The sequence below is a fragment of the Pseudarthrobacter sp. 10T415 genome, assembly GCF_056394175.1.
Genome location: NZ_JBFTHJ010000001.1, coordinates 171,170 through 185,675 on the forward strand (window position 1 = coordinate 171,170; position 14,506 = coordinate 185,675).

Here is a 14,506-nt window from a genome sequence, read left to right on the forward strand (position 1 = left end):
CCTAAACCCGACGGATCAGCGCGGCCTGCGTGCCGCGTGGTCCCGAGCGAGTACCGCGTACCGGTCATCCGGGAGGCCGGGTTCGAAGGTTCCAAACTTGCGTTCAGCAGCTGTGCGGATCAGGAAATCCGCGAGGGCCGGGTTCTTCGGAAGCAGCGAGCCATGCAGGTAGCTGGCCACAATGTTGCGGTAGCGGGCGCCCTCGTGGCCGTCGCTGCTGTTGTTACCGGTTCCCTTCGCCACGGTGCCGAGGGGGCGGACCCCGCCTCCCAGGGTGGTCTGGCCGCTGTGGTTCTCGTAGCCCAGCACTTCGCCGAATTCGGACGTGGTTACCTTGACGTTGCCGATCAGGCGCTCATCCGTGCCATGCGTTTCGACGTCGAGGATGCCGATTCCCGGAATCACCGAGCCGGTCCTGGTCTTGAAGAACCGGCCAAAGAGCTGGTACAGGCCGCAGATCACCAGCATGGGCGTGCCGTCTTCGGCGAGCTCCTTGAGGGAATCCGCCCGGGACTGCAGGTCGTCCTGGATGACCAGCTGCCCGCTGTCCTGGCCGCCGCCGCCCACAATGATGTCCACATCGTCAGGGAAGGGGTCACCCACGTTGTATTCCAGCAGTTCGGGTGTGTACCCGTGCCACCGGATCCGCTGCTGCAGCACCAGGGCGTTGCCCCAGTCGCCGTAGATGTTCATGTCCCGCGGGTAGAGCTGGACCACCCTGAGGATGCCCTTGCCGCCGGCGGTTGACGGATCGGACGTGCCCGGAGTTTCCTGGCTCAAGAGACAACCTCCACAGTGGTGATCTTCGACAGTTCGCGGCGGATGGCAAGCATGGCCGTATACGTACAGAAAATGCGCTTGGGCTGGCCCTTCGCCCCCCGGATGAACGCTGCGAGGGCCGGCGCGATATCAGGATCCACGGCACCGATGCGGACATCGTCATACTGCAGGCGCAATGCCATGTCGTAGGCGCGGGAACCGGTCAGCTGGTCCACGCCTTCGGCCCGGAGGGAATCGAACTCCACGTCCCACAGCCAGGACATATCCCGGCCGTCGGCATAGTTGTCGTTGATGGCGATCATGGTGGCGTAACCGCCTGCAGGAAAGGACTTCAGGCCGAGGCGGAAACCGCTGGGGTTCTTCACCAGCACCAGGTCAAGGGGCTGGCCTTCCACCGTGAGGCTCTCACCGCGGCCGAAGGCGGGCGCCACCTGGGACAGCGCCTCCAGCAGGGTTTCGTGGTTGGTGTCCGCCGCGGCTCCGCCGCAAATGGCCCGCGCCAGGGTCAGCGCCGCGGCCGCGTTGAAGATGTTGTACACCCCGCGGAGCTTCATCGCGGTACTGACGGTCCCGCCGTCGTACTCAAATTCGGCGGTGTCCGCGCCCACCTTGCGGAGCACGACGTCGGCCGCGGGCTTCTCCGGGAGGCCCGCCGGTGCGGGGCTGCCGGGAGCGGCGCGCATATCGTCGTCGTTGGGGAACGTGCCCAGCAGCGAGTCGTCCAGCCCGAAATACCGGACCTCCTGGCCCGTGAGGGTTTCCGCGATCCTGGCCACCCTGGGGTCTTCACGGTTCAGCACCACGGTCCCGGTGGTTTTGGCGGCGATGTGCTGGAGGAGCTGGGCTGTCTTGTCGATCTCGCCGAAACGGTCCAGCTGGTCCCGCAGGACGTTCAGGAGCAGGCAGTATTTCGGCGGCACGCTGTTTACGAAGTGCACGGCATGTGCCTCGTCGAGTTCCAGGACCGCGACGTCGGCGTCCAGCCGCCCGCGCCAGTCAACCTCGCCCAGCAGGGCCGCGGCGACGCCGCGGGTGAAGTTGCTGCCGGTGCGGTTCGTGAAGACTTTCAGGCCTTGGCTTTCGAGCAGCTCCACCACCATTTTGGTGGTGGTGGTCTTCCCGTTCGTGCCGCTGACAACTGCCACGCCGTGCGGCAGCGTGGTGAGTGTCCGCCGCATGAAACCGGGGTCGATTTTTTCGACGACGAGCCCTGGAAGCGCGGACCCGCCGCCTCGGAGCCGGGATATCCGGCGCACCAGTTTGCCAAGCGGAACAGTGTAAAAGGGCATTGTCCGAATATATCCCAGCCGCGGCATGGAACTGCCGGAGTATGACCCGCCCGGCCGGGCGGGCAGCACCGGTGCCCGTATGCTGGGACGATGACAAACTCCCTTTCCGCCGATCCCGCACGCGTGGGCTCGGGCCTCCGGATCGGCGTCCTGGCGCTCCAGGGCGACTTCCGCGAGCACCTCCGTGCCGCCGCTGAATCCGGCGCCGAGGGGGTCAGCGTCCGGCGTCCGCAGGAACTCGACGGCCTGGACGGGCTCATCATCCCCGGCGGCGAGTCCACGGCCATTGACAAGCTCGCGAGGGCTTTCGGGCTGGCCGGGCCGCTGCGTGAACGCATTGCCGGCGGGCTGCCGGTCTACGGTTCCTGCGCGGGCATGATCCTGCTGGCCTCGGACATTGCCGACCCCGCCACGGACCTTTCGGGTGCCCCCCAGCAGACGTTCGGCGGGCTGGACATGACCGTCCGCCGCAACGCTTTCGGACGCCAGCGCGAGTCCTTCGAGACGGACCTGGATTTTAAGGGCCTGGAGTTCAGCGCCACCGACGCCGGTGTGGCTCCGGTCCATGCCGTCTTCATCCGCGGACCGTGGGTGGAGCGCGTAGGCCCCGGCGTGGAAATCCTGGCCCAGGTTGAACCGGCCGATCCGGAACATGCGTCCCACACCGCCGGGCTGCCCGGGGCCGCTAGAATTGTCGCAGTGCGTTCCGGCCGGCTGCTGGCCACCTCCTTCCATCCGGAAGTGACCGGGGAGAAACGCGTACACGAACTTTTTATCCGCATGATCAGAGGAGAAGCGTAAAGCATGTCAGGCCACTCCAAATGGGCGACGACTAAGCACAAAAAGGCGATCATTGACAGCCGCCGTGCAAAGTCCTTCGCCAAGCTGATCAAGAACATCGAAGTTGCTGCCCGCATGGGCGGACCGGACCTGGCCGGCAACCCCGGCCTCGAACTGGCGGTCACCAAGGCGAAGAAGACTTCGGTCCCCAACGACAACATCGACCGCGCCATCAAGCGCGGCGCCGGGCTCACCGGCGAAGTGGTTGACTACACCGAAATCATGTACGAAGCCCGCGGCCCGCAGGGTTCCGCCCTGCTGATCGAGTGCCTCACCGACAACAAGAACCGCGCGGCATCCGAGGTCCGCCTCGCCATCTCCCGCAACGGCGGCACCATCGCCGATCCCGGCTCCGTCAGCTACCTGTTCAACCGCAAGGGCGTGGTGAACCTGCCCAAGAACGGCCTGGCCGAAGACGACGTCCTCATGGCCGTCCTGGACGCCGGCGCCGAAGAGGTCAAGGACAACGGCGAATCCTTCGAGATCCACTCCGAACCGGGCGATCTTCCGGCCATCCGCGACGCCCTCAAGGACGCCGGCATCGAGTACGACACCGATGAAGTGGAATTCGTTCCGTCCATGCAGGTGGGGCTGGACGTCGACGGAGCGCGGAAGTTCATGAAGCTGGCCGACGCCCTCGAGGAGCTCGACGACGTCCAGAACGTCTACAGCAACGCCGATTTCAGCGACGAGGTCCAGGCCGCCCTGGAATCAGAGTGACCGGCGGCTTTGCCTGCTGACCTGCGCCCGTCGCAGCACACCCCATCGCGACACAGTCCATCTCCATGACGCTCCGTGTCCTGGGAGTGGACCCCGGCCTGACCCGCTGCGGCATCGGGGTGGTGGACGTCGAGCGGAACCGGCGGGCCACCATGGTGGCCGTCGGCGTCGTCGGAACCTCGCCCGACGAATCCCTGGACCAGCGTCTGCTCGTGATTGCGCTGGCCATCGACGAATGGCTGGACCGCTACGAGCCCCAGGTGCTCGCCGTCGAACGCGTCTTCTCGCAGCTGAACGTCAGCACCGTGATGGGTGTGGCGCAGGCGTCCGGCGTGGTGATTGCAGCGGCAGCGCGGCGCGGGATCCCGGTGGCGCTCCATACGCCGTCGGAGGTCAAGGCCGCCGTTACGGGCAGCGGCACGTCGAACAAGGACGCTGTGACCAAGCTGGTCACCAAGATCCTTCGCCTCGACGCGCCGCCCCGTCCGGCCGATGCCGCGGACGCCCTGGCACTGGCCATCACGCACGCCTGGCGCGCCGGAAGCGGTGCCTCGGTTGCCACTACCGGTCCGGGCAGTTCGGCGCTGACACCGGCCCAGCGGGCGTGGGCCGAGGCCGAAGCGAAGGCGCGCCGCGCACGCTGAATGTCCCCGCAGCTTGCTAGGGTATTCGTAAATATGTTCGGATAACCGGGCTCCGCCTCTTGCCAGGCGGCGGCCCGGCAGCACAAGCAGGAGCCAGGCCTTGATCAGTTTCCTCCGCGGAACCGTAGCGCACGTAGGCCTGTCCACGGCCGTCATCGACTTGAACGGTGCGGGCATGAACGTCTACGCCACCCCCCAGACCCTCAGCGGGCTCCACGTGGGCGAAGAGGGAAAGGTCTTCACCTCCCTGATCGTCCGCGAAGACTCGATGACGCTGTTTGGTTTTGCGGACGACGACGAACGTGAAGTTTTCGAGGTCCTGCTGAGTGTGAGCGGCGTGGGTCCGCGCCTCGCACTGGCCGTTTTGGCCGTCCACGATCCTGAAGCGATCCGCGTTGCCGCGCACACCGGCGACAACAAGACTTTCACCAAGGTTCCCGGGATCGGTCCGAAGGTGGCGGGGCGGATTGTCCTTGAGCTGGCCGGCAAGCTTGTTCCGCACGGTACGGCTCCCGCTGCGGCCACCACCGCGGCGGAGGCCAGCTGGAAGCCGCAGGTGGTCGCCGCCATGACCAGCCTGGGCTGGTCCGAAAAGGACGCGTCGTCGAGCATCGACAAGGCACTGGCGGACGAGCCCGAAGTTTCCTTCCGCGGCAACGTCCCGGAGATCCTCCGGACCACCCTCCGCTGGCTCGGCCAGGACGGCGCGCGGGCGGGCAACCGCGTAGGCAGCCGTGGCTGAACCGTCACTGGTGGCAGCAGGGGAGGAGCCTGAGGAACGCGCCATCGAAGCCGCACTCCGCCCCAAGAACCTGGACGACTTCGTGGGCCAGCACCGCGTGCGGAAGCAGCTGTCCCTGGTCCTGAAGGCATCCCGCATGCGCGGCCGCAGCGCCGACCATGTGCTCTTTTCGGGTCCTCCGGGTCTCGGCAAGACCACCCTTGCCATGATCGTGGCGGCGGAAATGAACGCTCCGCTGCGCATCAGCAGCGGCCCTGCGATCCAGCATGCCGGCGACCTCGCCGCCATCCTGTCATCGCTGTCCGAGGGCGAAGTCCTCTTCCTCGACGAAATCCACCGCATGTCCAGGCCGGCTGAAGAAATGCTCTACATGGCCATGGAGGATTTCCGTGTGGACATTGTGGTGGGTAAGGGCGCGGGTGCCACTGCCATCCCGCTGGAACTTCCCCCCTTCACACTGGTGGGCGCCACCACCCGGGCCGGGCTGCTTCCCGGTCCGCTGCGGGACCGCTTCGGTTTCACAGGCCATCTGGAGTTCTACTCGGTTCCGGAACTCGAACTTGTGCTGCGGCGCTCCGCCGGCCTGCTGGACCTGAAGGTCAATTCCGCCGGCTTCAGCGAGATCGCCGGCCGGTCCCGCGGAACGCCCCGAATTGCCAACCGGCTGCTGCGCCGCGTGCGCGACTGGGCTTTGGTCCATGGCGTAGAGCAGATCGATGCCCGGTCCGCGTCGGCGGCGCTCGACATGTACGAAGTGGACAAGAAGGGGCTCGACCGGCTGGACCGTTCCGTCCTCGAGGCGCTCATCACCAAGTTCGGCGGAGGGCCCGTGGGGCTCTCCACGCTTGCGATCGCCGTCGGCGAAGAAACCGAAACAGTGGAGACTGTCGCGGAGCCCTTCCTCGTCCGCGAAGGGCTCCTGGGCCGCACCCCACGCGGCCGCATCGCCATGGCGCCGGCCTGGACACATCTGGGCTATGCCATCCCTGCAGGCGTGTTCGGCCAGGAACAGCTGGATCTTTTTGACCGCGAAACGGGTGCCGAGGTCACGGGGGACTGGGCCCCGGAGAGCCAATAACAGGCTCCCTCCAGCTTTTCCCCTTAGACTGGTATGACGCTCGGCACGTTCGGGTCTTTGTTGTGCGCATGGCCTATCGGCCGCGCCGCCGGTGCAGGAGGTCCGTCAGGGATCGGCTTCCATGACTGTTCCGCCCGGCACAGACAAAGTCCGGCGCTGCCGGAAAACCAGCCAGGTACCACAAAGGACGGAATTCCCCTTGGATCCAATGTCAATTCTCCTGTTCGTCATGCTCGGCGTATTCATCTTCATGATGTTCCGCCGGAACAAGAAGACGCAGCAGCAGCAGGCGGAGCTCCAGTCGAAGTTCGGCCCGGGCGTCGACGTCATGACCAGCTTCGGCCTCTACGGCCGGATCGTGGACATCGATGAGGCCGAGAACAAGGTCACCCTGGAACTCTCCCCGGGCAACCTTGCCACCGTGCACCGGCAGTCCGTCACCAAGGTGATGGAACCGGCGGTTGCGCCGGAAGCCGCTGCCCCCGCCGTACCGGACGATGCTTCGTCCCTGACCGCTCCGGAGGCGGCGGGCACCACGGCCGGCACCACGGCTGCGCCTGCCACTGCCGCTGAGACCACCGCGTTCCCGGCTGAGACCCCGGACGAGACCCTGAAGCGCCTCAACGATGAGGGCAAGAAGGACAGCTAGTCCTTCCGGCACCTTAACCCCTCTACCGCTGCGGACAACCGTCGGTGCCCATGCGCACCGGCGGTTCCTCCGTGAATAAGAGAAAGATCGACAATGGCACGAACTGGCCCCAAGAAGCCCGGCCTCAGGGTCCTGGTCTGGCTGGGCGTAATCATCGCCGCGTTGACAGCCGTCCTGGCCGCCGGCACCGTCGCCGGGCAGGCAAGCTGGTCGCCCAAGCTGGCACTTGACCTCGAAGGCGGTACCCAGATGATCCTGGCGCCGAAGGTTGAGGGCGGTTCTGACATCAATGAAGAACAGCTGAACCAGGCCGTGGCGATCATCCGCCAGCGCGTTGACGGTTCCGGCGTAGCCGAAGCCGAAATCAGCACGCAGTCGGGCCGCAACGTGGTGGTGAGCCTCCCGGGCACGCCGTCCACTGCCACCCGCGACCTGATCCAGGCATCCGCGGACATGAACTTCCGGCCCGTGCTCCTGAACGGAGCCGGAGCTGCTGTTCCCGAGGAGTCGCGGGCTCCCGAGGACCAGCTGCCCAAGCCGACGGCGGCGCCCGCCAACAGCAGCGACATCAACTGGATCACGCCGGAAATCTACCGCGAGTTCGAGGCCCTGGACTGTGACAACGCCTCAGCCGAGAAGGCAGAGCGTTCTGATCCGACCAAGCCGCTGGTCACCTGTGAACCGGCAACGGACAAGAGCCCGGCCATCAAATACATCCTCGGGCCGGTCGAGGTGAAGGGCAGCAACATCGTCACTTCCTCGTTCCAGCTGCAGCAGGGCGCCCAGGGAGCCGTCACCAACGACTGGGCCGTCAACATCCAGTTCAACGAGGAAGGTACCGCGAAGTTCAAGGAGGTCACCGAGCGCCTCAACCAGTTCTACGTGGCTGCCGGCGGCGAATCGGGCAACGACCCCAAGGCACAGTTCGCCATCGTCCTCGACGACCAGGTCATTTCCGCTCCGCGTTCACTGGCTGTCATCACGGACGGCCGTCCGCAGATCACGGGCGGCTTCACCGAGCAGACGGCCAAGGCACTGTCTGACCAGCTGCGCTTCGGCGCCCTGCCCATCAGCTTCGAGATCCAGAGCGAACAGCAGATCTCGGCGACCCTCGGTGGCGAGCAGTTGCGTATGGGCCTGCTGGCCGGCCTCATCGGGCTGCTCCTGGTGGTGGTCTATTCGCTCTTCCAGTACCGGGCACTGGGCTTCGTCACCATCGCCTCGCTGGTGGTGGCAGGCGTCCTGACGTACCTGGCCATCGCAATCCTGGGCTGGACGGAAAACTACCGCCTGTCCCTGGCAGGTGTCGCGGGCATCATCGTGGCCATCGGCCAGACGGCTGACTCGTTCATCGTCTACTTCGAACGTATCCGCGATGAGCTGCGCGAAGGACGCGGCCTGGTCTCGGCTGTCGAGAACGGCTGGAAGCGGGCCAAGCGCACCGTGCTCGCCTCCAAGGCGGTTAACCTGCTGGCGGCGCTGGTCCTCTACTTCGTGGCGGTGGGCAACGTGCGGGGCTTCGCCTTCACGCTCGGCCTGACCGCCATCGCCGACCTCATTGTGGTCTTCATGTTCACCCACCCGACGCTGCAGCTGCTGGCGCGGACGCGCTTCTTCGGCGAAGGCCACCGGTTCTCCGGGCTCGACCCCAAGCGCCTCGGCGCCGTACCGCTGTACCGCGGTGCCGGCCGTATCCGGACCCCCGAAGACCGTCCGGCCAACGTCCGTGCCAAGAACGCGGGAGCCGCCGCGGAAGCGGAACGCCGGATGACTATTGCCGAACGGCGGCTGGCGGAGAAGCAGGAACAGCTGGCCGGTTCCTCGAAGACCGCTGCGAAGGAGAACAAGTAATGTCAGGCTTCGCCAATTTCGGCAATGAGCTCTACACCGGGAAGCGCTCCTACGAGTTCGTGGGATCCAAGAAGATCTGGTTCCTGATCGCGCTGGCGGCTGTAGCGCTGTCCATCATCATCCCGGTGGCCAAGGGCGGGTTCAACCTGGGCATCGAGTTCCGGGGCGGCTCCGAATTCACCGTCTCCAACGTCAAGACGACGGACGCAACCGTGGGGGAGAAGGCCGTCACGGACGTTGTGGCCGGCAGCATCCCGCGTGTGGCCAACGTGGCCGGAACCACCATGCGCATCCAGACGGACAAGCTCACGGACGACGAGACGCTCCGCATCAAGGAAGGCCTGCACACCGCCTACGGAGTGACCGAGAACGAGGTTACCTCCACCTTCGTGGGACCCACCTGGGGTGCCGATGTCACCAAGCAGGCCCTGATCGGCCTGGTGGTGTTCGTCCTCCTGGCCGCGGTGCTGATGGCCCTGTACTTCCGCACATGGAAGATGTCCGTTTCGGCCCTCGCCGGCATGCTGGTCACCATGTTCATCACCGCCGGGGTCTATGCCCTCAGCGACTTTGAAGTGACACCGTCCGCCATCATCGGGTTCCTGACGGTGCTCAGCTACTCCCTCTACGACACCGTGGTGGTCTTCGACAAGATCCGTGAGAACACAGCGGAGATTGACTCCTCAACCCGCCGCACGTTCGCTGAGGAAGTCAACCTTGCCGTGAACCAGACGCTGGTGCGTTCCATCAACACCATGATGGTGGCGATCCTCCCGGTGGGCGCCATCCTGTTCATCGGTGCCGGCCTGCTGGGCGCGGGAACCCTGCGTGACCTGTCGCTGGCACTGTTCGTGGGAATCCTGATCGGTACGGCGGCCACCATCTTCGTGGCGGCGCCGATGTACGCCTGGCTGCGGCAGAACGAACCGGACCTGGTCAAGCAGGCCCGGCGCGTGGAGCAGCGCCGCAGCAGCACCGCCGAACGCAATGCTTCAGCGGAGCCTGCCCAGGCCTGATTGAGGTAATGTGCGCCGGTCGTGCCGGTGTTCCCGTCCACGGGCCGGACAGTGTGGAAATCACGCTGTCCGGCCCGTGGTCGTTTAAGTGTCCCGGTTATAAATCTCTGCCTCGTGAGGAATAGACTGAGGTAATTAAGACGGTGGTGAGGGGTGCTTCATTGGAAGAACGTTCGGCGTCGGCGCCAACGGCTCAGGGAGAAAACAATTCCACCGGTGGCCATACCGGGGTGGCTGCATCTGCGCGCCCCGGTTCCTTGGTGCCGGTGGACAACTCCGGCACCCGCGCCACGTTCCCCGGCCGCAGGGAGCGCACCCGTTCGAGGCTGGCCCGCCTGACCGGCCGCGGCGCCGCCACCTATTCACCCATCCTTGAGCCGCTGCTGCGCACCGTCCGGGCAAATAACCCCAAAGAGGACTTCGACCTCATCCAGCGCGCGTTCGACGTTGCTGAACGCAGCCACCGGGGCCAGAAACGCAAGAGTGGCGACCCCTACATCACCCACCCGGTGGCGGTGGCCACCATTCTTGCCGAACTCGGTTTGAGCGGGACCACCCTCGCCGCAGCACTCCTGCACGACACTGTTGAGGACACCCCTTACACCCTGGCGGACCTGAAGCGTGATTTCGGTCCCGAAGTGGCCATGCTGGTGGACGGTGTGACCAAGCTGGACAAGGTCAGCTTCGGCGAAGCGGCACAGTCCGAGACCGTCCGCAAAATGGTTGTCGCCATGGCCAAGGACATCCGGGTGCTCATGATCAAGCTCGCGGACCGGCTTCATAACGCCAGGACGTGGCGGTTCGTCTCCGCCGAATCGTCCGCCCGCAAGGCCCGCGAGACACTCGAAATCTTCGCGCCACTGGCACACCGCCTGGGCATGAACACCATCAAGTGGGAACTCGAAGACCTGTCCTTCGCGGCGCTGTACCCGAAGGTCTACGAAGAAATTGTCCGGATGGTGGGTGACAGGACCCCGGAGCGTGAGAAGAGCCTCGGCGTCATCCGCGACCAGATCACCGACGACCTCCGTACAGCGAAGATCAAGGCGACCATTACGGGCCGTCCGAAGCACTATTACTCGATCTACCAGAAGATGATCGTCAGGGACAAGGACTTCGACGACATCAACGACCTCATGGGCGTCCGGGTCCTCGTTGACTCCGTCCGGGACTGTTACGCCGCACTTGGCACCATGCACTCGCGCTGGAACCCGCTGCCCGGCAGGTTCAAGGACTACATTGCGATGCCCAAGTTCAACATGTACCAGTCCCTGCACACCACTGTCATCGGCCCCGGCGGCAAGCCCGTGGAAATCCAGATCCGCACCCACGAAATGCACCGCCGCGCAGAGTACGGCGTGGCGGCACACTGGAAGTACAAGGACCAGCCCAACCGCACGGCGGTGGGCCCGGGGAGCCCCCGGGACGGCGACATGGGGTGGCTGCGTTCCCTCGTTGACTGGCAGCAGGAGACCTCCGATCCGGGCGAATTCCTCGATTCGCTCCGATTCGAGATCAACGCCCGCGAAGTCTTCGTCTTCACGCCCAAGGGCGAGGTCATGGCGCTGCCGGCCGGGTCCACACCGGTGGACTTCGCCTACGCGGTCCATACCGAGGTGGGACACCGCACCATCGGTGCCCGCGTCAACGGCAAACTGGTTCCCCTCAACAGTGAACTCAACCACGGCGACTGGGTGGAAATCTTCACCTCCAAGGCTGAGGGCGCGGGGCCCAGCCAGGACTGGCAACACTTCGTCAAGAGCGCCCGGGCACGGAACAAGATCCGCCAGTGGTTCAGCAAGGAACGCCGCGAAGAAGCGATTGACCGCGGCAAGGAACTGCTGACCCGTGCCATGCGGAAGCAGAACCTTCCGCTGCAGCGGCTGATGACGCACGAGGCCCTGGCCGCCGTCGCCGAGGAATTCAAATACGTGGACATTTCCGGCCTGTACGCCGGGGTGGGAGACGGCCACACGTCCGCGCAGTCCGTCATGGAGAAGCTCGTCGAAAGCCTCGGCGGCACCGAAAACGCCGACGACGACATCAGCGAAGTCAGCATTCCCACGCAGGTCACCAAGGCCCGTTTCTCGGATTCCGGTGTTGTGGTCCGCGGTGTGGGAGATGTGTGGGTCAAGCTGGCGCGTTGCTGTACTCCCGTGCCGCCGGACCCCATCCTCGGCTTCGTCACACGTGGATCAGGGGTGTCTGTGCACCGCACAGACTGCACCAACATCTCGGACCTCAAGGATCAGCCGGACAGGATTGTTGACGTGGATTGGGCACCCACCCAGTCCAGCGTGTTCCTGGTGGAGATCCAGGTTGAGGCGCTCGACCGCAAGTCGCTGCTCTCGGACGTGACGCGGATCCTGTCGGAAAACCATGTGAACATCCTGGCTGCCAGCGTTCACACCTCCACCGACAGGGTTGCCATTTCAAAGTTTGCTTTCGAGATGGGGGACCCCAAGTACCTCAGCCACGTCCTCAGCGCCGTCCGCCGGATCGACGGGGTCTTTGACGTTTACCGCACCACGGGGAACAAGCGCCGGAGCTAGCCGGGAAAGCTTTTCCAGTGCCGCCTTTTTATGCGGGACGCGCGGGGTAGCCTCGATAGCGAGCACCAGCAGCCGCAACCGCACGTCCTTTTCGGGGCGGGCCAGGAGGTTTGCGAGCGTGGGAACGGCGCGTTCTGCGTCTACGTGCAGGGCGATATCGAGGGCGGTCCGCAGCGGGCTGGACACCATGAGTCCGCCCAGGCTGACCACATCGAAGGGACCCAGCTTCACCTCGTGCAGCGTGCAGCCCCGGGTATTCCGCAGGCTCGAAACGCGGCGCTTGGCGTCCACCAGGAGCGCAAGGCGGTCCGGCTCGTCAGCGCAGCCGTAGATCCAGGCTGCAGTCATCCGTCCCGCCACGACCCGCTGCCGGACCTGGGGCGGCACGGAGCCGGCGGCAGCACGGGCGCGCAACTGGGCAGAGGCGGCAGATCCCGGGAGGGTGTAGCCATGCTGGTGGAAGCGGGCCAGGATCCCGTCGGCAGCCAGTGACTGCAGTTCCGGCCCGGCGAAAGGCCGCCCGGGTGCATAAAGTTCCGGGAACCGCGCCGGAGCCGTGGGGTGCGGCGGCAGATGCTCCATCCCCGCTCCGGCCGGCGTGGAATCAGATGGTGAGGCCATTCCTCCATCCTGCCAAGGAGGTCCTGAAACACGCAGGCCCGGTTCGGGTTATGTGGATAACCGGAACCGGGCCTGCGGCGTCGTCAAACAGGAAAGTGGCGTCAGCTCAGTTCGCTGGCTGACCGCTGGATCTGGTCCAGCCAGGCCTGGCGTGCCTCGAGGGCTTCCCTGGCTGCCTTGATCTTGCGCTCGTCGCCGCTCTGTTCCGCCTTGGCAAGGTCATCCTGCAGGCCGGCAATGGCACTCTCGAGCTGTGACAGGGCGCTGTTGGTACGCGCCTTGCGTTCGGGGTTTGAACGCTGCCACTGCTCTTCTTCGGCCTGCCGGACAGCGTCTTCGACCTTGCGAAGGCCGGCTTCGATCCTGCCCATGTCGGCGCGGGGGACCTTTCCGGCCTCTTCCCACCTGTCCCGGACGGACTGCAGCGACTTCTTGGCAGCCGCCAGGTCCTTGATGGGGAGAATCGTGGTGGCTTCGGCCAGGAGGGCTTCCTTGACCGTCAGGTTTGCGGCGTACTCCTGGTCGATCTCGTCGTTGGCAGCCTGCCGGGACGTGAAGAAGACATCCTGCGCGGCACGGAAACGTGCCCAGAGCGCGTCATCGTCCTTGCGGCTGGCGCGCGGAGATGCCTTCCACTGGTCCATGAGGCGGCGGTATTCGCCTGCGGCGTAGCCCCAGTCTGTGGAGCTGGAGAGGGCCTCTGCCTCGGAAATCAGCTTTTCCTTGGCGGTCTTCGCAGCGGAATTGTTGCTGTCCAGCTGGGAGAAGTAGGCCCGGCGGTGCCGGTCAAAAACGGTGCGGGCGGCCCTGAAGCGCTTCCAGAGGGCGTCCTCGTTGCTGCGGCCCAGCCGGACGCCGCTCTTCTGTGCGGCCTTCCAGTTTTCGAACAGCTCGTTCATCCGGGCGCTGGAGGTCTTCCACTGGGTCTGAGCCGGGTCCTGCCCGGAGATCTCCTCTGCCTCGGCCACGATCGCTTCGCGGGCTGCAAGTTCGGCGGCCCGGACGGCGTCGTGCTCTGCCTTTTCCGTCTTTTCAAGCTCGGCGATGTGGGTTGCCAGGGTGTCCAACCGGGCTTCTGCCGCCCGGAGATCGCCCACCATGTTGCGTTCGGCAAGCTGTTCGTGCAGGTGGGTGACGGTCTTCTGCATGTCCGTGCTGGGGGCCTTGGAGCTTACGCGCTGTTCCAGGAGCACGATCTGGGCCACGACGTCGTCGTACTTCCGCGCGAAGTAAGCCAGTGCTTCGTCATCGCTGACGCCCGGGTACTGCCCGACGGCGTGTTCTCCGCCGTCGATCGTCAGGAAGACGTGGCCATCGCCTTCCACGCGTCCCCACTTGGCTGCTTCGGCGGGAGAGGTGGCGGGGGCGGCGGGTGCCACGGCAGCGGCCGGAGCGGCCGCAGCCGGCTTGGGGCGTGACGCGAAAGCTGCGGGGGACGGGGCCGAAGGCCGGGGTCCGGGCGCCGGGGACGGGGCAGGGGCTGCCGCTTCTGCGTCCGGGGCAGGAGCCAAGGCGTGCTGTTCCGGCTGTGCGCCGGCCTCCTCCACGCCTTCGGTGGCGGCCTCCGGGGCCGTTGCGCTGGTTGCTGCAGGTTCTGCGTCCGTGGCGGGGGCCGCCGCTTCGGTCACGTCTGCTGCTGTTTCGTCGGATTTCTGACTGTCTGTCACCGCTAAAAGTCTTTCGCTTGGAGGGAACTGCTCACGTCCTGCACCGCGGCCGCCATG

The 14,506-nt window shown here is 65.6% G+C and carries 13 protein-coding genes; 9 read left to right on the top strand and 4 right to left on the bottom strand.

Features of this window, described 5'->3' with window-relative positions; all coding sequences use genetic code 11:
- Positions 1–15 precede the first annotated feature (15 nt).
- A complete protein-coding gene (locus AC1DBN_RS00835; RefSeq protein ID WP_477722436.1) occupies positions 16–780 on the bottom strand; it encodes a type 1 glutamine amidotransferase in 765 nt (254 codons plus the stop codon).
- A complete protein-coding gene (locus tag AC1DBN_RS00840; RefSeq protein WP_172829964.1) occupies positions 777–2,069 on the bottom strand; it encodes a Mur ligase family protein in 1,293 nt (430 codons plus the stop codon). The genes AC1DBN_RS00835 and AC1DBN_RS00840 overlap by 4 nt, the downstream gene beginning before the upstream one ends.
- Positions 2,070–2,159: 90 nt before the next feature.
- Here AC1DBN_RS00840 and pdxT point away from each other — a divergent pair, with 90 nt between their 5' ends.
- The 9 genes from pdxT to AC1DBN_RS00885 all read left to right on the top strand — a co-directional run bounded on the left by pdxT (position 2,160) and on the right by AC1DBN_RS00885 (position 12,161).
- Positions 2,160–2,870, top strand: coding sequence for a pyridoxal 5'-phosphate synthase glutaminase subunit PdxT (pdxT, locus tag AC1DBN_RS00845; protein ID WP_314214628.1), 711 nt, complete (start codon positions 2,160–2,162; stop codon positions 2,868–2,870).
- Positions 2,871–2,873: 3 nt separating this feature from the next.
- On the top strand, positions 2,874–3,629 hold the full coding sequence (locus tag AC1DBN_RS00850) for a YebC/PmpR family DNA-binding transcriptional regulator (RefSeq protein ID WP_477722437.1): 756 nt from the start codon (positions 2,874–2,876) through the stop codon (positions 3,627–3,629).
- Positions 3,630–3,694: 65 nt separating this feature from the next.
- Complete coding sequence (gene ruvC / locus AC1DBN_RS00855) at positions 3,695–4,273, top strand: crossover junction endodeoxyribonuclease RuvC (RefSeq protein WP_091720497.1); 579 nt, start codon at positions 3,695–3,697, stop codon at positions 4,271–4,273.
- Between the two features lie 100 nt (positions 4,274–4,373).
- Positions 4,374–5,015: a Holliday junction branch migration protein RuvA gene (gene ruvA / locus AC1DBN_RS00860; protein WP_091720494.1), complete on the top strand. Its 642-nt coding sequence runs from the start codon at positions 4,374–4,376 to the stop codon at positions 5,013–5,015.
- Positions 5,008–6,093 (top strand): Holliday junction branch migration DNA helicase RuvB, encoded by a 1,086-nt coding sequence (gene ruvB, locus AC1DBN_RS00865; protein ID WP_314214625.1) that lies wholly within the window; start codon positions 5,008–5,010, stop codon positions 6,091–6,093. The genes ruvA and ruvB overlap by 8 nt, the downstream gene beginning before the upstream one ends.
- A gap of 208 nt (positions 6,094–6,301) precedes the next feature.
- Positions 6,302–6,742 (top strand): preprotein translocase subunit YajC, encoded by a 441-nt coding sequence (gene yajC, locus AC1DBN_RS00870; RefSeq protein ID WP_091720490.1) that lies wholly within the window; start codon positions 6,302–6,304, stop codon positions 6,740–6,742.
- A 93-nt stretch (positions 6,743–6,835) separates the two neighbouring features.
- The gene (gene secD, locus AC1DBN_RS00875; protein ID WP_091720487.1) at positions 6,836–8,593 is read left to right on the top strand and encodes a protein translocase subunit SecD; all 1,758 of its coding nucleotides are present in this window, start codon (positions 6,836–6,838) and stop codon (positions 8,591–8,593) included.
- Positions 8,593–9,609 carry a protein translocase subunit SecF gene (gene secF / locus AC1DBN_RS00880; protein WP_091720484.1) on the top strand — a complete coding sequence of 339 codons (1,017 nt, stop codon included), beginning with the start codon at positions 8,593–8,595 and terminating at the stop codon, positions 9,607–9,609. The genes secD and secF overlap by 1 nt, the downstream gene beginning before the upstream one ends.
- Positions 9,610–9,770: 161 nt before the next feature.
- The gene (locus AC1DBN_RS00885) at positions 9,771–12,161 is read left to right on the top strand and encodes a RelA/SpoT family protein (protein ID WP_091720481.1); all 2,391 of its coding nucleotides are present in this window, start codon (positions 9,771–9,773) and stop codon (positions 12,159–12,161) included.
- Here AC1DBN_RS00885 and AC1DBN_RS00890 read toward each other — a convergent pair.
- On the bottom strand, positions 12,042–12,782 hold the full coding sequence (locus AC1DBN_RS00890; protein WP_314214620.1) for a type IV toxin-antitoxin system AbiEi family antitoxin: 741 nt from the start codon (positions 12,780–12,782) through the stop codon (positions 12,042–12,044). The genes AC1DBN_RS00885 and AC1DBN_RS00890 overlap by 120 nt on opposite strands.
- A 101-nt stretch (positions 12,783–12,883) precedes the next feature.
- Positions 12,884–14,449, bottom strand: coding sequence for a DUF349 domain-containing protein (locus tag AC1DBN_RS00895; RefSeq protein WP_477722438.1), 1,566 nt, complete (start codon positions 14,447–14,449; stop codon positions 12,884–12,886).
- Between the last annotated feature and the right edge of the window lie 57 nt (positions 14,450–14,506).